This is a genomic window from Micromonospora sp. NPDC005203 (genome assembly GCF_042872705.1).
GTDB lineage: Bacteria > Actinomycetota > Actinomycetes > Mycobacteriales > Micromonosporaceae > Micromonospora.
Map to the genome: position 1 here is coordinate 223376 of NZ_JBIAKV010000007.1, position 18807 is coordinate 242182.

Here is an 18807-nt window from a genome sequence, read left to right on the forward strand (position 1 = left end):
GGCCCGGTGGCTCAGCCGTACGCGGAAATGACACAGCCGCACCCGCACAGCCCGCAGGCGTCCCCGATGCCCGGTGCCCGCCCGTCCGCCCAGGGCCTCTACGACCCCGTGCAGGAGCACGACGCCTGCGGGGTGGCCTTCGTGGCGGATCTGCACGGTCGCCGTTCCCACGCGGTCGTCGCCAACGGGCTCGGCGCGCTCTGCCGGCTGGACCACCGGGGTGCCCGGGGCGCGGAGCCCAACACCGGCGACGGCGCGGGCATCATGATCCAGGTGCCGGACACGTTCCTGCGTGCGGCGGCCGACGTGGCGCTACCCCCGGCGGGCGAGTACGCCACCGGGCTGGTCTTCCTCCCCGACGACGACGCCGGCGAGGCGCGTGCCCGGCAGGTGGTCGAGAAGTACGCGCTGGTCGAGGGTGCCGAGGTGCTCGGCTGGCGGGAGGTGCCGATCGCCCCGGAAGGGCTCGGCGAGACCGCCCTGGCGGCGATGCCCCGGGTCCGTCAGGTCTTCGTGGCCGCGCGCCGGCTCACCGGCTCACCGGCCGGCCCGGCCGGCTCCGCGCTGAGCGGCATCGAGCTGGACCGGGTGGCGTTCTGCCTGCGCAAGCAGGCCGAACGGGAGACCGCCGAGCGGGGCGTGCCGGCATACTTCCCGTCGCTGTCCAGCCGGACGATGGTCTACAAGGGAATGCTCACCCCCGACCAGTTGCCGGCGTTCTACCCGGATCTGCGCGACGAGCGGGTGGACAGCGCCATCGCGCTCGTGCACTCCCGCTTCTCCACCAACACGTTCCCGTCCTGGCCGCTGGCGCACCCGTACCGGTTCATCGCGCACAACGGTGAGATCAACACCATCCGGGGCAACCGCAACTGGATGCAGGCCCGCGAGGCGCTCCTGCGCTCGCCGAACGTGCCGGGCAACATCCGGCGGGTCTTCCCGGTCTGCACCCCCGCCGCCTCCGACTCGGCGAACTTCGACGAGGTTCTGGAGCTGCTGCACCTGGCCGGGCGGAGCCTGCCGCACGCGGTGCTCATGATGATCCCCGAGGCCTGGGAGAACGACCCGGGCATGGAACCGGCCAAGCGTGCCTTCTACCGCTTCCACGCCAGCCTCATGGAGCCGTGGGACGGGCCGGCCTCGGTGGCCTTCACCGACGGTGAGATCGTCGGCGCGGTGCTGGACCGCAACGGGTTGCGCCCGGGGCGCTGGTGGCAGACCGACGACGGGCTCGTGGTTCTCGGCTCCGAGGCGGGCGTGCTCGACCTCGACCCGGCGCACGTGGTCGCGAAGGGGCGGCTCCAGCCGGGCCGGATGTTCCTGGTCGACACCGTGGCCGGCCGGATCGTGCACGACGAGGAGATCAAGTCCGAGTTGGCCGCCGCCCAGCCGTACGGCGAGTGGCTGCACGCCGGGCTGATCGAGCTGGGTGACCTGCCCCCCCGCGAGCACACCGTCTACACCCACGACTCGGTGCGCCGCCGGCAGCAGACCTTCGGCTACACCGAGGAGGAGCTGAAGATCCTGCTCGCGCCGATGGCCCGTACCGGCGCCGAGCCGCTCGGCTCGATGGGCACGGACACCCCGATCTCGCCGTTGTCCACCCGGCCGCGGCTGCTCTACGACTACTTCCACCAGCTCTTCGCCCAGGTCACCAACCCGCCGCTGGACGCCATCCGCGAGGAGCTGGTGACCAGCCTGGCGTCGACCATCGGCCCGGAGGGCAACCTGCTCGACCCGGGCGCGGCGAGCTGCCGGCAGATCGTGCTGCCGCACCCGATCCTCGACAACGACGAGTTGGCGAAGATCCTCTCCATCGACGAGGACGGTGACCTGCCCGGCTTCAAGGCGGTGCGGGTGTCCGGGCTGTACCGGATCCGGGAGGGCGCCGCCGGGATCAAGGCGCGGCTGACCGAGATCTGCCGGCACGTCTCCGAGGCCATCGAGGACGGTGTCCGCATCCTGGTGCTCTCCGACCGGGACTCCAACGCCGACCTGGCGCCGATCCCGTCGTTGCTGCTCACCGCCGCCGTCCACCAGCACCTGGTACGGGAGCAGACCCGCACCCAGGCGGCGCTGATCGTGGAGTCCGGCGACTGCCGGGAGGTGCACCACGCGGCGGTCCTGATCGGCTACGGCGCGGCGGCGGTCAACCCGTACCTGGCGTTCGAGTCCGTCGAGGACATGATCGCCTACGGTCATGATTCGGCCTCCGCGCCGACAGGCGGCACTCCGGACCGCATGACGGCCGCCGGCGCACTCGTCGGCGTCGAGCCCGCCACGGCAGTGCGCAACTACGCCAAGGCGCTCGGCAAGGGCGTTTTGAAGATCATGTCGAAGATGGGCATCTCGACGGTCTCGTCCTACTGCGGCGCGCAGGTCTTCGAGGCGGTCGGCCTGGAAACCCGGCTGGTCGAGCGCTATTTCCGGGGCACCCCCAGCCGGATCGGCGGGGTCGGCCTGGCGGGCGTACACACCGAGATCGCGGCACGGCACGCGCTGGCCTGGCCCCCGGCCGGCACCGCGGCGTCCGCCCGACTGGAGGTCGGCGGCGAGTACCAGTGGCGCCGCGAGGGTGAGCTGCACCTGTTCAACCCGGAGACGGTCTTCCTGTTGCAGCACGCCACCCGCAGCCGGCAGTACGACGTCTTCCGGCAGTACACCGCCAAGGTCGACGCGCTCGCCGCGCAGGCCGGCTCGCTGCGGGGGTTGTTCACCCTGCGTACCGGGCTGCGCCCGGCGGTGCCGATCGAGGAGGTCGAGCCGGCCACCGAGATCGTCAAGCGCTTCGCCACCGGCGCCATGTCGTACGGGTCGATCTCGGCGGAGGCGCACGAGACGCTCGCCATTGCGATGAACCGCCTCGGCGGCAAGTCCAACACCGGTGAGGGCGGCGAGGACGTCGATCGACTGCACGACCCGAGGCGCCGCTCGGCGGTCAAGCAGATCGCCAGCGGCCGGTTCGGGGTGACCAGCGAATACCTGGTCAACGCGGACGACCTCCAGATCAAGATGGCCCAGGGCGCCAAGCCCGGTGAGGGCGGTCAGCTGCCCGGCAACAAGGTCTGGCCGTGGATCGCCCGCACCCGGCACGCCACGCCCGGCGTGGGTCTGATCTCCCCGCCGCCGCACCACGACATCTACTCCATCGAGGACCTCGCCCAGTTGGTGCACGACCTCAAGTGCGTCAACCCGGCGGCTCGGGTGCACGTCAAGCTGGTCAGCGAGTTCGGTGTCGGCACCGTCGCGGCCGGTGTGGCGAAGCTCAAGGCGGACGTCATCCTGATCTCCGGCCACGACGGCGGCACGGGCGCCTCCCCGATGAACTCGCTCAAGCACGCCGGCACTCCCTGGGAGCTGGGGTTGGCCGAGGCGCAGCAGACGTTGCTGCTCAACAAGCTGCGGGAACGGGTCACCGTGCAGGTCGACGGTCAGCTCAAGACCGGCCGGGACGTGCTGATCGCGGCGCTGCTCGGCGCGGAGGAGTTCGGCTTCGCGACCGCGCCGTTGATCGTCGAGGGCTGCGTGATGATGCGGGTGTGTCACCTGGACACCTGCCCGGTCGGCATCGCCACCCAGAACCCGGTGTTGCGGGAGCGGTTCACCGGCAAGCCGGAGTTCGTGGAGAACTTCTTCCTCTTCCTCGCCGAGGAGGTCCGGGGTTACCTGGCCGAGCTGGGTTTCTCCTCGATCGAGGAGGCGATCGGGCAGTCCGAGGTGCTCGACGTGGCCCCGGCGCTGACGCACTGGAAGGCGCACGGGTTGGACCTGACGCCCGTCCTGCATTTGCCGGAGCTGCCCGCCGGTGCGGCCCGACGCGGGGTCCGCGCGCAGGACCACGGCCTGGAGCAGGCGCTCGACAACGAGCTGATCGCGCTGGCCCGTCCGGCTCTGACGGACGGGGCGCCGGTGCGGGTCGAGGTGGCGGTGCGCAACGAGCACCGCAGCGTCGGCGCGATGCTCGGCGGCGAGGTGACCCGTCGGTTCGGCGGCGCCGGCCTTCCCGAGGACACCATCGAGTTCGTGCTGCACGGCACGGCTGGGCAGTCGTTCGGCGCGTTCCTGCCGCGCGGGGTGACCCTGCGCCTGCACGGCGACGCCAACGACTACGTGGGCAAGGGCCTCTCCGGGGGCCGGCTCGTCGTCCGTCCGGACGCCGCCGCGCCGTTCCTCGACCCGGACGCCGAGCCGGGGCAGCGGGCCGAGGATCAGATCATTGCCGGCAACACCATCCTGTACGGGGCCACGGCCGGCGAGGTCTTCCTTCGTGGCCGGGTGGGGGAACGGTTCGCGGTTCGTAACTCCGGCGCGATCGCCGTGGTGGAGGGTGTCGGCGACCACGGCTGCGAGTACATGACCGGTGGCACGGTGGTGGTGCTCGGCGCGACCGGCCGGAACTTCGCGGCCGGCATGTCCGGCGGCACGGCGTACGTGCTCCACCTGGATCGTTCGCGGGTCAACGGGGAGATGGTCGACCTGGCGCCGCTGGGCGAGCAGGAGCAGTCACTGCTGCACGAGCTGGTCCAGCGGCATGTGGCCGAGACCGGCTCGGCAGTCGCCGAGGAGCTGCTCAAGCGCTGGCCGGAGGCGGTGGCCGAGTTCACCGCGGTGGTACCCCGCGACTACCGCCGGGTGCTGGAGATCATGAAGGCCGCCGAAGCCGCCGGCCGCGACGTCGATGACGCGGTGATGAAAGAACTGACACCGTCCACTGAGCCGGCGATGCCGGTGCCGCCCGCCCCGCGGGTGGCGGCCCAGGAGGTGGCACGTGCCTGACCCGAACGGTTTCCTGCGCTACGACCGGCGTCTGCCGGCCCGCCGCCCGGTGCCGGTGCGGATCAGCGACTGGCGCGAGGTGTACCCGCCGGCCGGCGAGGAGTTGGTCCGAGAGCAGGCCACCCGCTGCATGGACTGCGGCATCCCGTTCTGCCACGACGGGTGCCCGCTGGGCAACCGCATCCCGGACTGGAACGACCTGGTCCGCACCGGCAACTGGGACGCCGCGGTGGAGTCGCTGCACGCCACCAACAACTTCCCGGAGTTCACCGGCCGGCTCTGCCCGGCGCCCTGCGAGGCGGCCTGCGTGCTCGGCATCTCCGGCGGGCAGCCGGTGACCATCAAGCAGGTCGAGGTGGAGATCGCCGACGCCGCCGCGGCGCGCGGGTTCGTCCCTCGGCCGGTGCCGGCGCCGTCCGGTCGGTCGGTCGCCGTCGTCGGTTCGGGGCCGGCCGGCCTCGCCGCCGCCCAGCAGTTGGTCCGCGCGGGTCACGCGGTGACCGTGTACGAGCGGGACGACGCGATCGGGGGCCTGCTGCGGTACGGCATCCCCGACTTCAAGTTGGAGAAGCGGCACATCGACGCCCGGCTGGCCCAGCTCGCCGCCGAGGGGGTGCGCTTCCGCACCGGTGTGCACGTCGGGGTGGACGTCACCGCCGAGCAGTTGCGCGCCGAGCATGACGCGGTGCTGCTGGCCGCTGGTGCCTTGCAGGGGCGGGACACGCCGGAGACCCCGGGGCGGGCGCTGCGGGGCGTACACCAGGCGATGGCGCATCTCGTCGCGGCGAATCGCGCGGTCGCCACCGCGGCCACCGGCGAGCCGGGCGTCCCGGCCACCGGCGAGGGCCGGCCGACGCGTGCGCTGCTGCCGGACGGCACCCCGATCGACGCGGCCGGCAAGCACGTGGTGATCATCGGTGGCGGTGACACCGCGGCCGACTGTCTGGGCGTGGCGCACCGGCAGGGCGCCGCTGGCGTGCACCAGCTCGACCTGTACCCGCAGCCGCCGCAGGAGCGCGACGAGGGACGGGACCCGTGGCCGACCTGGCCGTGGGTGCTGCGCAGCTACCCGGCGCACGAGGAGGGCGGCGAGCGGGTCTTCGCCGTCGCGGTGCAGGAGTTCGTGGACGACGGCACCGGCCAGGTGCGGGCGGTGCGGATCGCCGAGGTGACCGTGGAGAAGCGCGACGGCCGGCGGGTCGTCACCGTGGTGCCGGGTTCCGAGCGGGAGTTGCCGGCCGATCTGGTGCTGTTGGCGATCGGCTTCGAGGGCACCGAGCAGCAGCCGTTGCTGGACCAGTTCGGCGTGACCCGCAATCAGCGGGGCGCGGTCGACGCCCGGGACGACTGGCAGACCGACGCCGACGGGGTCTTCGTGGCCGGTGACATGCACCGGGGCGCCTCGCTGATCGTCTGGGCCATCGCCGAGGGCCGGGCGGCGGCTGCCGCCATCCACGGCTACCTGGGCGGTGTCGGTGCGCTGCCGGCCCCGGTGGGTCCGGCCGCGCAGGCTCTCGCCGTTCGCTGAGGTGCGGGCGCCCCGGTCGGTGTAGCAGGTCCGCTGCCGCACCGACCGGGCATTCCCGCTGGTGAAGCCGCTCACAAAGCTGGGCAAAGAGGTTTGGGCCGGCAAGACTTGCCGGCTGCCGAACCGCGCCGCGATCGGCATGAATGATCATGCTGCCGATCGCTGGAGGTTCGTCGTGGCCAGAGGTGCCACCTTCGCCGCACTGCGCCACCGAAACTATCGGATCTGGGCGCTCGCCGGATTCGTCTCCGTCATCGGCACCTGGATGCAGGTCCTCGGCGTCAACTGGTACGTCCTGAAGGAAACCGGCTCCGCGACGTCCATGGGCTTCGCCGTGCTGCTCCAGGCGGCGCCCACGCTGCTGCTCAGCGTCTGGGGCGGTGTGCTGGCCGATCGCCTGCCCGCCCGTCCGTTGCTGATCGCCGCCCAGGTGGCCCACGCGACGCTCGCCGCCGGACTGGCTGCGGTCGCCCTGACCGGGGTCGGCGGTCTGCCACTGATCTTCGCGATCTCCCTGGGCACCGGTGCCGTGTCCGCGATCGAGGGCCCGGTGATGGGGCGCTGGGCCGCCACCCTCGTCGACCGGGAGACGCTCGGCAACGCTTTGGCGCTCGGGTCCCTCACCAACTCCGCCGGGCGCATCCTCGGCATGAGCCTCGGGGCCGTCGTGGTGGCCGCCGTCGGACCCGCCCTGCTGTTCGCCAGCAACGCGGCGAGCTTCGCCGCCGTGGTGGTGGCGCTGTTCGCGGTACGTCCGGGAACCCCACCGACGGTGACGGCGACCAGCGGCGGCCGAACCCACGACGGCGTCCGCGCCGGCTTCGCGTACCTGCGCGGGCAGCCGGTGCTGCTGCTCGCGCTCGCCCTGGCGTTCGTCCTCGGCAGCCTGGGCCGCAACTACCAGGTGACGATGGCCGCGATGAGCGACGGGCCACTGCACGCCGGTGCGTCCGGCTACGGCGTCCTGTCGACCGTGTTCGCGGTCGGGACCGTGCTGGGCGCGCTCGTCGCGGCCCGCCGAGGTTCCCTGGGGTACCGGACGCTGGTCGCCGCGGGTCTGTTCGCCAGCGGGCTGCAGATCGTCGCCGGCCTGGCACCGGGGACCTGGAGCTTCGCCGCGATGATCCTGCCGATCGCCGCCGCCGCGGTGGTCATCGACACCACCGTCGGCACCCGCGCCCAACTCGACACCGACGGCGCGATGCGGGGCCGGGTGCTCGCCGCGCTCGCGGTCACCGGCTCGGTCTCGGCCGCGGTCGGTGCTCCGCTGCTCGGCTGGCTCGCCGAACACGCCGGGCCGCGCCAGACGCTCGTGCTCGCCGGATCCACCGCGGCGATCGCGACGGTGGCGGCGGCTGTCGCCCTGGACCGCCAGCACGCCCGCGCGGCCCTCGCGCTGGTCGTGCCACGGCCTCGCCATCCGGTACGGCGAGTGGCGTTCCGGGCCGCCCGCATCGTCCGACCCGCCGGGGCGGTCTGTGTCATCGCGCCCGCCGGGGTGGGGCTGGGCGCGTACCGACTCGGGGAGTTGGCCACGGCCGGACCGGCGGCGCGTCGCTGAGACAGCGGTCACCCCCGGTGGCCCGCTCGGGGGACAGGACGACACGGAGATCATCGTTACGCTGCGATCATGGAGATCGAGGAGCGGCTACGACGGACCCGTCGGTGGCTGTGGATCGTGCTGATCGGGCTCTTCCTGAGCGGTGCCACCGCATTTCCGCTGGAGATCGAGGTGCGCTGGCTGCTGCGCGTACTGGACCCGCTCTCCGACCAGTTGCCCGCCCTGGTCGACTGGATCGAACGGGTGCACACCGGGCTGGTGACGGCCGGCGAGGACTACCCGTTCCTGCTCTACGGCACCGACTGGCTGGCGTTCGCCCACCTGGTGCTGGCGGTGGCGTTCTGGGGGCCGCTACGCGACCCGGTGCGCAACGTCTGGGTCGTGCAGGTCGGCATGATCGCCTGCGCGGGCATCGTCCCACTGGCGGTGATCTGCGGCCCGATCCGGGACATCCCCTGGTTCTGGACGCTCATCGACTTGTCCTTCGCGGTCGGGGCGTTCCCGCCGCTCTGGTTCGCCTACCGGCACATCCGCGCCATTGAGGCGAGCACCGCCGATGCGTTGACGCCGACGTCCTGAGCTGCGGGCTCCCCGCCCGTCGTCCCGCGCCGACGTCATCCCTGCCGCTGCCAGCGCCGGCTCGGCGGGAGAGGCCGGCGACCATCAGGTCCTCGCGTCCTTTGCTCTGCTTCACCCCACGCAACGGTCGACGTCCGATATTCGGACAACCGCTGTTGCGCCCGTTGAAGCAGAGCAAAGGACGCGCACGGGGGACGGGGCCCGGGGCGCGGTACTGGTGGCGACCGCCTCTGCCCGGCAGGACCACCGTGGACCGACGGGAGGGCCGCCGCGTCAGCGACGGCCCTTCCGGTCGGTGCCTGGTCTGCCTCTAGTGCGACAGCAGGTCGTGGGACTCGCTGATCTTGACCCACGACTTCGGTGCGGTCGGCGCGGTGGTGGCCTTGCGTGCGGTGGTGGCCACGTCGGGTCGGCCGGCGGTGAACAGCCAGGTGGTGAACAGGTCGTCCAGGTCCAGCCCGGAGATCTGTTCGGCGAGTGCCTGGAACTGCTCGATGGTGCCGTTGCCGTACCGGTGCTCGGCGGTCCAGGCCGGCAGGATCTCGAAGAACGCGTCGTCGCCGACGGCCAGCCGCAGCTGGTGCAGGGTCATCGCGCCCCGGTCGTAGACGGCGTTGTCGAAGATCCGGGCCGCGCCCGGGTCACCGGGCAGCACCTGCCAGAACTCGTCGTCGGCCGGGTAGCTGGCGTAGGCGAAGTCGAACACCTCCTGCGCGGTGCCCTCGCCCTGCTCCTCGGACCAGAGCCACTCGGCGTACGAGGCGAATCCCTCGTTGAGCCAGATGTTGCGCCAGTCGGCCACCGAGACCGAGTCACCGAACCACTGGTGGGCGAGCTCGTGCGTCACCACGTACGTGTTGGCGCCGCGCCGCCAGAAGCCCGGCCCGTACACCGGTCGGGTCTGGGTCTCCAGCGCGAAGCCGATGCCGTCCACCGGACCGGCCACGCCGCCCTGCGCCTCGAACGGGTACGGGCCGAAGATCCCGCTCTCCCAGTCGACGATCTCGGCGGTCCGCTCGATGCTGGCCCGGGCGGCCGGACCGAGCGCACCCAGCGAGGTGCTGTACGCGTTGACCACCGGCTGACCGCCGGGGGTGGTTTCGGTGACGATGTCGTACTGCCCGATGGCCAGGAAGGCCAGGTAGGGGGCGGTGGGGGAGGTGGTCCGCCAGATCCACCGGGTGCGGTTGCCGGCCTCGGCGGCCGGCGGCCGCGGCTGCACACCGTTGCTGATCACCTCGACGCCGGTGGGCACCGACACGGAGATGTCGAAGGTGGCCTTGTCCAGTGGGTGGTCGTTGCTCGGGAACCACCACCACGCCGACTCGGGCTCGTTGACGGCGAGGGCCCCGTCGTCGGTACGGGTCCAGCCGGTGTAGCCGCCGACCAGGGTCTCCGACGGGATGCCGGTGTAGCGCACCACGATGGTGAGCTGCTGGCCCCGGGTCACCGTGCGGGCCGGGGTGACCACCAGCTCGTGTGCTCCCGCGGTGGTGGTGGTCGCCGCCCACCCGTTGACCCGCACCGACTCGACGTCGAGCAGGAAGTCCAGGTTGAACGCCGAGAGATCCTGTGTGGCGGTGGCGAGGATCGTGGTGGTGCCGCTGAGCTGGTCGGACGCCGGGTCGTACCGCAGTCGGACGTCGTAGTGCTCGACGTCGTAGCCGCCGTTGCCGTAGTCGGGGAAGTAGGTGTCGCCCAGGCCGGGTGCGCCGGGTTGCGGCGCGGCGGTGACGACGGGTCGCCCCCAGCCGGTCGGGGCGGCCTGGCCGGGCGTGCCGGCGAGCATTGTGCCGGCGGTGGTGAGGGTCAGGGCGGCGGTGGCCGCCGTGAACATTCGTCGCACGGGGTGGACTCCCTCCATCGGGTGTTCGCCACGCAAACCTAATCGACAATGGTGAACGTCGCGGCCCATCGCGCCCGGCCTGTCGTCGGCGTCCCCGGTGGACGGTTGGCCGCCGGTTGCTGGCGTGCCTTGCGGCGCAAGGTCACACTGTGTGGATCGGAGGTGACGCGTGCCGCGATCCGAGGTGCCCAAGCGGGAGTTGATCGGCCAGCGACAGCCGCCCGGCGGTCGGGACCGGCTGCCGGCCGGTGGCCTGGAATTCTTCGCGCTGCTCGCCCGGCTGCTGCGGCGACCCCGCCGCGGTGACCGGAGACTGCCGCTGCTCTGGCTGGTCCGCTCCGACACCTCGGATCTGATGGTGCCGCTGCGCCGGTTCCTCGGCCAGGGGCCCCGACGGCGGGTGCCGCACGCCGTGCTGGACGCCGACGCGCCGCCGGGCGCCGGGGACGTGCCGGCGTTGCTGCGGGAGCTGCACCGGCAGCTCTCCCTGGAGGCGTTCGGCGCCGCGCGGCTGCGCTTCCGGCACTACCCGCTCGCCGACTGGCTGATGCACCAGAGTCTCAGCTTCGGCGTCGACGCCGACGACAGCCGGGCGGCCCTGGTACGCCGGCTGCGGGATCGCCGGGGCGCGCGTACCCCCGAGGCGTTGCCCACCGGTGGTGACGCGGTCAGCATCGTCTCGCAGGTGCTGCTCTGGCTGGTCCGCCGCGCCGTGCCGAGCGTGGTCTTCCGGGCCGCCGTCTCCGGCCGGGTGCCGGTGCTCGGGCGGCACTACAACTGGTTCATGCGCCAGCAGTATCTGGCGCCCCGGCAGTCGGTCACGTTCCTCGGCTTCGCCGAGCGCCTCACCGCCGGGTGGCGCGACGGCGAGCAACCCGACCAGGTCAACAAACTGCTGCTGCACGCGTTCCTGGAGGACCTGCGGCAGGCGTACCGGCGTCGGCCGTGGCGTCCGTCGGACTGGCGGCGCACCGCGTACCCCGCGCTGCTGCTCGACCACGTCGCCCCCGGCAACGTCGGCGGCGAACTGGTCCGCCTGATCGGTGACGTCCGCACCGAAACGGGCCGCAACGACCCGCTGCTCATCGTCGCCTCCGGCGGGCAACCCCCACCCGAGCTGCCCGAACCGCACCCACTGACCGAGGCCGACGAGGCGTACGACGAGTGGGCCGAGGCGCTGCCGGAGATGCGGCGGCTGCGCCGCCCGGCCGCCTGGCTGGTCGCGTTGCGGCCCGATGACACCGACATCGGCCCACCCTCGCGGGGCGCGATGCGACCGTTCTTCGCGCCCGACCCGCCCTGGTGGTCGCGGCGCTTCCTGCCGGCCGCGCTCTGCCTGGTGCTACTGGCCGCCGGCGGTGCGTGGGTGGGCAGCCGGTGGGGGCCGGGCTGCCACCCCTCGCTCACCGGCGGCCGGGTCTCGGTCGAGGTCGCCGGCAGCGGCGAGTGCGTCGGCTACAGCGACAGCGCCGCGCAGGTGTTCAACAACGACCCCGGCCAGGACCGGCTGCGCACCGTTCAGGAGCGCATCTTCGCGCAGAACCGCGCCGCCGAGGAGGTGTGGCAGCGCAGCGAGCGACGCCGGCCCTTCCTCACCCTGGTCTACCTGGGCACGCTCACCGGCAACCGGACCCGTGCCGACGAGGAGTCGTACGTCTCCGAGCGAGAGGAACTGGAGGGGATGGCGACCGCCCAGTACGCGTTGCTGAAGGAGTCGGCCGGCGCCGACGGTGCGGCGCTGCTGCGGATCGTGGTGGCCAACGGCGGCCGGCAGATGGTCTACGCCGACCGGGCGGTGGCGATGCTGGCCGAGTTGGCCCGGGACGACCCCACGGTGCTCGGGGTGGTCGGGCTGGTGGAGAGCCGGACCAGCACCGCCCGGGCGTTGCGGGAGCTGAACCAGATCGGCCTGCCGGTGCTGGCGCCCACCCTCTTCGCCGACAAGATGGACGCCAACTCCCGCCTCTATCTCCAGATCTCCGCGCCGAACAAGGATCAGGTGAAGCTTGTCGACGCGTACGCCCAACAGGTGCTGAAGGTCAACGAGGCGCACGTCTTCTACACCACCCTGGAGGGCAGCACGCTCACCGAGGACCTCTACGTGGGCACCCTCGTCGACGGGCTTCGACAACAGTTCGGTGCCCGGGTCACCCGCCTCGACGAGTGGCGCAACGGGCAGCGGCTGGTCGACGAGTGTGGGTACGCCGGGCTGCTCTTCTACGCGGGTCGATGGTCGGAGTTCGACGGTTTCCTGCGGGCGCTGCGCGAGTGCGGGGGCAACCCGCCCCGGCACCTCGTCGCCGACGACTCGGCCAACCGCTACATGGCCAACCCGGGGCTGCGCGCCGCCGCGCCCGGCAACCTGCCCGTCACGTACGTCTCCAAGGCGTCCCTGGCCACCTGCGCGGCGCTCCGGGCCGCCCAGGACCGGCGCGACGACGCGCGGGCCAGCTTCCTGTCCTGGATCCAGGCCGACGACCTGCTCGAACCGGCGCGCTGCCGGCCGGGCTCCGAGGCGCAGGTCGGCGAGCGGGTCAGCCTCGCCTACGACGCGTCGATGATGCTCATCCGGGCGGTGGAGAGCCTCGCCGCCCGGCTGCACCACGCCGACCCCCGGCAACGCTGGGAGCCGACCTCGGTCAACCCGGTGGGCGTGCACGCCGAGGTGCTGCGGCAGAACGCCGGCCAGGGCTACCCGGGGGTGGCCGGGCTGATCCGTTTCACCCCCGACTCGGGCGAGCCGGTCGACAAGCGGCTGGCCCTGATGCGGGTGGAGCAGGTGCCCGACGTGGCGACGGCACCGGTGGAGGTGTTCCGCTGCGGGGCGGCCGACGCGTCCGGCCCGGCGGCGTGCGGCCCCGCCTGACCGGTCCGGCGGGACACGTCCGCGCAGGACTGTCCGGGTGCCACCGGTGTCCGTTAGGGTTCCTGGGACCAGGCGGCCGTGGCGTTGGGGGCAGAGGGTGGGCAGGCTCGCGTCGGCGTACGGGCAAGCGGTCAGCTCCCACCGGGCGGCTCGGGCGCATCTGGACAGTGCCCGCGGCGCCCTGGGGGCGACGCCCACCTCCGTCGCGCCGGTCGGTGCCGACGACCTGGTTGCCCGCCTCGCCCGCCTCGGGGCCGCCCTGGCCACCCCCGCACCGGGCGTCACCCCGCTGACGGACGAGCCGGCCGCGGTGCGGATCGGCGAGGCGTCCACCCCGGACGGCGGCTTTCCGGTGCTGGTCCCGCTGGGCGGCGGCCACCACCTCGCCGTGGACACCGACGCCCGGGACCCGCGGGTCGCCGGGCTGCTGCGGGCGCTGGTGCTGCGGCTGGTCGCCACCGCGCCGCCCGGCCAGGTCCGCGTCGCCGGGATCGACACCGCCGCGCTCGGCGCGACCTTCGGCCCGCTGCGACCACTGCTCGACGCCGGGGTGCTCGACCCGCCGGCCACCGGTGAGGCCGAGGTGGCCGCGCTGCTGGACGCCGCCGAGCGGCACGCCCGCGCCGCGCAGCACGCCCAGCGCGCCGCCCGGCACCTGCTGGTGGTGGTGGCCACCGCCGCGCCGCCGCCGCGCGAGCTGGCCCGGCTCGCCGCGCTCACCCATGCCGGCCCGGCCGCCGCCGTGTGCGTGCTGCTCGCCGGCCACCCGTCCCGGCTGCCCGGCGAGACCCCGACGCCGCTGGGCGGCACCACCGCGGTCCGGCTCGACCAGGGGTACGCCTCCGTCGGCGACCCGCCCGGCACCCCGTTCAGCGCCGACGGCACCGGTCTCGCCGCTCCCGTACTGCTCGACGGTGACCCGCCCTCCGCGTCGGTACGCGCGCTCGCCGAACACCTGGCCGCCGCCGCCCGCCGCTCCGACGCGCTGCCCTTCACCGACCTGCTGCCCGAGCGGCGCTGGGTCGAGTCCGCCGGCAACGGCCTGCGCACGGTGATCGGTCGGGCCGGCACCGCCGCGCTGACGTTGGCCTTCGACGACGCCACCCCGCACTGGCTCGTCGGTGGTCGCACCGGCGCCGGTAAGACCGTCTTCCTGCTCGACGTCCTCTACGGGTTGGCGGCCCGCTACTCGCCGGCCGAGTTGCAGCTCTACCTGCTCGACTTCAAGGAGGGCGTGAGCTTCACCGAGTTCGTGCCCACCAGCCGGGACCCGTCCTGGCTGCCCCACGCCCGTGCCGTCGGCATCGAGTCCGACCGCGAGTACGGCCTCGCCGTCCTGCGCGAGCTGCGGCGGGAGGCGCAACGGCGGGCCACCGCGCTGAAGCGGCACGGCGTCACCAAACTCGCCGACCTGCCGCGGGACAATCCGCTGCCGCGCATCGTGGCGGTGATCGACGAGTTCCACGTGTTGCTGGCCGGCAACGACACGCTGGCCCGGGAATCCGTGGACCTGCTGGAGGAGTTGGCCCGCAAGGGCCGCTCGTACGGCATCCACCTGGTGCTGGCCAGCCAGAGCATGACCGGCATCGAGGCCCTCTACGGGCGGGCCGAGGCGATCTTCGGGCAGTTCGCGTTGCGGGTGGCGCTACCCGGCGGTGGCGGGGTGCTCGACCAGCTCAACACCGCCGCCGCGGCCCTGCCGATCGGCTCCGCCGTCATCAACACCGCCGCCGGCGCGGTCGGCGCCGACACGGTGCTGCGCTTTCCCGACGCGCACGCCGCCGCGGCGGACCTGGCCGCGTTGCGCCACGACCTGTGGCAGGCCCGGCCGGCGGGCTCGCGGGCACCTGCGGTCTTCAAGGGGTACGAGGCCGCGCGGGTCGAGGACGACCCCACGTTCGCCGGGTTGCGTCCCGGTGGCCGGCGTCCGATGGCACTGGTCGGCCGGACCGTCGACGTGCACGGCACCACCGCGCTGTTCCTGATGGACGCCACCCCCGGCCGGCACCTCGCCGTGGTGGGCACCGCACCGGCCGGCGCGGACGTGCTGCGCGCCGCGACACTCAGCCTGGCCCGCCAGCACAACCCCGGCGACGTCCGGTTCCAGGTGGCCTCGCTGGTCAGCTCCGCCGCCGGACTCGCCGACGACACCGAAACCGCCCTCCGGGCCGCCGGCCACGCGGTGCGGCGGCTCGACGCGGCCGGGCTGCGCGACCGGATCGCCACGCTGGCCGCCGAGCCAGCCGGCCGGGAGTACCTGGTGGTGTTCGGGATGGACGCCGCCGCGCCGATCCTCGGGGCCACCGACCCGGGCACCTTCCGCTCCGGCCTGGACGACCTGCGTACCCTCCTGCGCCAGGGCCCCGGGCAGGGGGTGCACCTGCTCGGTTGGTGGCGTGGGCTGCGCCGGCTCGCCGACGACCTCGGCGGCACCCAGAACCGCGACGACGTCGCCTGCCTGGTGGCGCTCAACGTGCCCGGGAGCGAGTTGGCCCTGCACCTCGGGACACACGACCTGGCCTACACACCCCGCGCCGACCGGGCGCTGCTGATCGACCGGCACGACCAGCGCACCCGGCTGATCGTCCCGTTCGCCGGCGGGGCAGACGAGCCGGACTTCGCCGGCGGGGCGGACGGGCCGGACTTCGCCGGCGGGGCGGACGAGCCGGACTTCGCCGGCGGGGCGGACGGGCCGGACTTCGCCGGCGGGGCGGACGGGCCGGACTTCGCCGGCGGGGCGGACGGGCCGGACTTCGCCGGCCAGGCGGACGGGCCGGACGGAGAGCGGTGACAGTGTCCTTCGAGGAGTACGCGGCGCTGGCCCGACAGCTCGCCGAGCAGCACCGAGCCGGGGAGCAGCACGCCGCCGCCGAGTCCGCGCGCCGCCGTGACCTGCACGCCGCCGTCGACTACCTGCACCAGCGGCTGACCGCCCAAGGGCAGCGCCTCGACCAGCTCGGCCAGGCGATCGGCGTCGACCAGCCACCCGCCGGCCCGGCGCCGGGTCCGGCTCCGGGTCGTCCGAGCGAGACCGCCGGCTGGCCCGGCCCGCCGTCCAGCTCCGACCCCGCTGCCGGGTTCGGCCCTGGCTCCGCTGCCGGGTCCGGCCTGACGGCCGGCTCCGGCACCTTCACCGCGGCCGGAACCGGGGACGGGGCATCCGACGGCGCAGCCGGCGCGCCGGGGCGGGCGGGTGTCGGGGCGTACCCCCAGGTGCCGGCGGGGGAGGCGCGGCTGGCGCTGCCGACGGCGGCGAGCCCGACGGGCGCCGGGGTGCCGGCGCAGCGGGCGGCGGCCGTCGACCCGGTGGTGGAGCTGGAGTTGGCCCGGCGGATGGCCGACGAGGCCGACCGGCACGGGCAGCAGGCGGAGTTGCTGGCCCAGCGGCCGGCGCTGCTGCCGACGTGGTCGCCGCTGGCGCGGGCGGTCGCCGTCTACGTCGGGTGCGCGGCCGTCGCCGGGGTGGTCATGCTGGCCCTGGTGTTGGCCTCCGGGGTCGGGATGGTCGACGGGTTCACCCTCGGCGCGTGGACCTGTGCGGGGTTGCCGGCGGTGGCGTTCTTCGGGGGGTACCTGGTGCTGGGCCGGTGGGGGCGGCCCGCCATGGTCGCCGGCACCCCGCCGAGATATCTGCCGCTCGGGTTCCTGATCTGTTTCCTGCTGGTGCCGATGGCCTACTGCGCCTACCTGCTGCTGGTCCGTGGCCTGCGCTGAGCCCGGCCGGGCTCGTTCCGGTAATGATCCACTCGGTATGCCTGAAGTCGGGGTGTCCGTGCCAGCGGAATACCCCGACTTCAGCTATCCCGTGTCGATCTTTCGCCCGGATGCGCTCCCTGTTGGTCGCACTCGACTGGCGCGCCTACCCGTTGGCGATCCGCGTCCTGCGTCGACTCGTCCGCCGCGTGTGCGGCGGCCACGAGAATCCCGTCGAGGTCGCGGTCGGTGAGACCCTCGTCTTCGAGCAGCCCGAGCAGCAGCACCGTCCGCGCGACGATCGCCGCCGCGTCGTGGGGCACCGGCGGACGCTCACCGAGCGCCGCCCACACCAGCGCCTCGGCCAGCACCGGGTCGACGTCGCGCCCGGTCGCGTCGTAGCGTTCCCGGGCGGACGCCACGAACCGGATCACCGGCGCGCGATCCTGCCCCGCGACGAACCGCCGCCGTACCGCCACCAACAGCGCACCGGCGAGCAGGTCCGCGTACCGCCGCCAGTCCGACTCGGCGAACCGGCCGAGCCTGCGTTCGTGGCCGCGCAGCCGCCCACTCAGCAGGCCGCGTAGCGCCGCGTGCGAGTCGGTCACCATCGTCGCTCCCTGATCATCGTGAGTGCGCTCCGGGGTGGGCTTGGTCTGGTCAGGCGATGTCGCCTGGTCACCAGCGCGCTCGCCGCCCGGCAACCGCGGGCGATCACGGCGGCGCTGTCGGCGTCGCCGGCCCGGTCGGTGTCGTCGTGGTTCTTGGGCGGGGTGGGAGGTGCCGCCGGCTCTCCGGTCAGCGCCGCCACCGAACGCCCGATCCGGCAACTGCCGACCGCGAGCCGAGCAACGACCAGGTCCAACCGGGTGATCGCCGCCGCGAGGTGCCGGGCCGCGACCACGTCCGCCACGTCCCGGGTACGCCGCAGCCGGTCCTCGGTCGCACCCAACCGCCAGCGGACACGCGCGGCCAGCGCGGCGGCCCGGTCCGCGTCGACCCGAGCGGTGTGCAGACCCGCGAGCAGGTCCCCGACCGAGCCTCCCGGTGACTCCCGGTCGGCGGCCAAGCCGGCGTAGACCAGGCTCAGCGCCCGCCAGCACTCCGTCACTGCGTCCTGCCAGGGCAGTCGCCGGCCGGGCGGCCCCGCCCCGTGCAACTGCGCGCCGGCCCGGTCGGCGGCGGAGATGGCGGCCAGCCAGGCGGCACGTAGGTCGTCCAGAGTGTCCGCGCTCATTCGCCCGCCTCGGCACTGGACTTGACCAGCAGGGCGAAGCGCACATCGGTACAGGGGTAGTCGACACCGCACTCGCAGAGCCAGCGACGCACCACCCGGGGCGGGTGAGCGAAGAGGACGTCGTCGGCGTCCTCGACGTCCTGATCGGACACGAGCCGTGGGGGTTTCGCGGGCGGGGCTGGGGCTGGTGGGTCGGTGGGGGATTCGTCGGGTCGATCGGGCATCGGGGCTCCCGTCGGGTGGTCTCCTAGGTTGCTATGGCTTCCGCGTCGGGGCGGCGTGCGGGCACGCCCCGGGACGCCCGGCCGAACGGGGGGACCGACCGACCGGGCGCTTCCTGCGCGGTGGGAACGACCAGCTCCGGGTTTGCAGACCAGGGAGCCGGTTGAGGCCAACTTTGTCACACTAGTCTGTACAAGTCAACGACAGGCTAGTCCGTTCTTGTACTGACTAGTTGGGTGTGATCAAATGGCGGTGCAGACCAGGGAGACGACATGCCCGCCAAGCCCAAATGGGCGCAGCTCGCGGACCATATCCGAGAGCAAATCGCGTCCGGTGAACTCGCCCCAGGTGACAAGCTGCCATCCACCTCCCAGCTCCGTGTTGAGCACGGCGTATCGGCTGGTGTCGTGCGGCAGGCGATGCTCGTCCTACAAACCCAAGGCCTCGTCGAAGGCGTTCACGGGCTGGGTGTCTTCGTCGCTGACAACTGAGCTCTGAG

At 73.3% G+C, this 18807-nt stretch carries 12 protein-coding genes; 8 read left to right on the top strand and 4 right to left on the bottom strand.

The genetic code is table 11. The annotated features are described in order from the left end of the window. Positions 1–27: 27 nt before the first annotated feature. The 4 genes from gltB to ACFYPM_RS18285 all read left to right on the top strand — a co-directional run bounded on the left by gltB (position 28) and on the right by ACFYPM_RS18285 (position 8444). The gene (gltB, locus tag ACFYPM_RS18270) at positions 28–4776 is read left to right on the top strand and encodes a glutamate synthase large subunit (RefSeq protein ID WP_387198058.1); all 4749 of its coding nucleotides are present in this window, start codon (positions 28–30) and stop codon (positions 4774–4776) included. Further along, a complete protein-coding gene (locus ACFYPM_RS18275; RefSeq protein WP_387197875.1) occupies positions 4769–6304 on the top strand; it encodes a glutamate synthase subunit beta in 1536 nt (511 codons plus the stop codon). Before gltB ends, ACFYPM_RS18275 begins: the two co-directional genes overlap by 8 nt. A 175-nt stretch (positions 6305–6479) precedes the next feature. Beyond that, entirely contained in the window at positions 6480–7865 is a 1386-nt protein-coding gene (locus ACFYPM_RS18280; RefSeq protein WP_387197878.1) for an MFS transporter, read from the top strand. A gap of 69 nt (positions 7866–7934) precedes the next feature. Then, complete coding sequence (locus tag ACFYPM_RS18285) at positions 7935–8444, top strand: hypothetical protein (protein ID WP_387197880.1); 510 nt, start codon at positions 7935–7937, stop codon at positions 8442–8444. Positions 8445–8754: 310 nt separating this feature from the next. On the opposite strand, the gene ACFYPM_RS18290 is transcribed toward ACFYPM_RS18285, so the two are convergent. Further along, a complete protein-coding gene (locus ACFYPM_RS18290; protein ID WP_387197883.1) occupies positions 8755–10290 on the bottom strand; it encodes a M1 family metallopeptidase in 1536 nt (511 codons plus the stop codon). A gap of 169 nt (positions 10291–10459) precedes the next feature. On the opposite strand from ACFYPM_RS18290, the gene ACFYPM_RS18295 reads away from it, so the two are divergent. The 3 genes from ACFYPM_RS18295 (at position 10460) to ACFYPM_RS18305 (ending at position 16870) form a co-directional block, all read left to right on the top strand. Continuing rightward, complete coding sequence (locus ACFYPM_RS18295; RefSeq protein WP_387197886.1) at positions 10460–13156, top strand: hypothetical protein; 2697 nt, start codon at positions 10460–10462, stop codon at positions 13154–13156. A 97-nt stretch (positions 13157–13253) separates the two neighbouring features. Next, on the top strand, positions 13254–15947 hold the full coding sequence (locus ACFYPM_RS18300; protein ID WP_387197888.1) for an FtsK/SpoIIIE domain-containing protein: 2694 nt from the start codon (positions 13254–13256) through the stop codon (positions 15945–15947). Next, positions 15944–16870, top strand: a complete 927-nt coding sequence (locus tag ACFYPM_RS18305; protein ID WP_387197890.1) for a hypothetical protein — start codon at positions 15944–15946, stop codon at positions 16868–16870. The genes ACFYPM_RS18300 and ACFYPM_RS18305 overlap by 4 nt, the downstream gene beginning before the upstream one ends. 80 nt (positions 16871–16950) lie before the next feature. Here ACFYPM_RS18305 and ACFYPM_RS18310 read toward each other — a convergent pair whose 3' ends face one another. Genes ACFYPM_RS18310 through ACFYPM_RS18320 form a run of 3 tightly spaced genes read right to left on the bottom strand, consistent with a single transcriptional unit; the run spans position 16951 to position 18238 of the window. Next, complete coding sequence (locus ACFYPM_RS18310; protein WP_387197893.1) at positions 16951–17460, bottom strand: hypothetical protein; 510 nt, start codon at positions 17458–17460, stop codon at positions 16951–16953. Continuing rightward, the gene (locus ACFYPM_RS18315; protein ID WP_387197896.1) at positions 17454–18086 is read right to left on the bottom strand and encodes a hypothetical protein; all 633 of its coding nucleotides are present in this window, start codon (positions 18084–18086) and stop codon (positions 17454–17456) included. Before ACFYPM_RS18315 ends, ACFYPM_RS18310 begins: the two co-directional genes overlap by 7 nt. After that, positions 18083–18238: a hypothetical protein gene (locus ACFYPM_RS18320; protein ID WP_357374398.1), complete on the bottom strand. Its 156-nt coding sequence runs from the start codon at positions 18236–18238 to the stop codon at positions 18083–18085. Before ACFYPM_RS18320 ends, ACFYPM_RS18315 begins: the two co-directional genes overlap by 4 nt. Before the next feature lie 342 nt (positions 18239–18580). Between ACFYPM_RS18320 and ACFYPM_RS18325 the strand changes: the two genes are divergently transcribed. Next, on the top strand, positions 18581–18799 hold the full coding sequence (locus tag ACFYPM_RS18325) for a winged helix-turn-helix domain-containing protein (protein WP_387197899.1): 219 nt from the start codon (positions 18581–18583) through the stop codon (positions 18797–18799). Positions 18800–18807 lie beyond the last annotated feature (8 nt).

What these genes read in the sequence shown, in the direction of transcription:
- gltB (WP_387198058.1), top strand. Translation starts at nt 28, where the DNA reads ATGACACAGCCGCACCCGCACAGCCCGCAGGCGTCCCCGATGCCCGGT.
- ACFYPM_RS18285 (WP_387197880.1), top strand. Translation starts at nt 7,935, where the DNA reads ATGGAGATCGAGGAGCGGCTACGACGGACCCGTCGGTGGCTGTGGATC.
- ACFYPM_RS18310 (WP_387197893.1), bottom strand. Translation starts at nt 17,460, where the DNA reads ATGGTGACCGACTCGCACGCGGCGCTACGCGGCCTGCTGAGTGGGCGG.
- ACFYPM_RS18315 (WP_387197896.1), bottom strand. Translation starts at nt 18,086, where the DNA reads ATGAGCGCGGACACTCTGGACGACCTACGTGCCGCCTGGCTGGCCGCC.
- ACFYPM_RS18325 (WP_387197899.1), top strand. Translation starts at nt 18,581, where the DNA reads ATGCCCGCCAAGCCCAAATGGGCGCAGCTCGCGGACCATATCCGAGAG.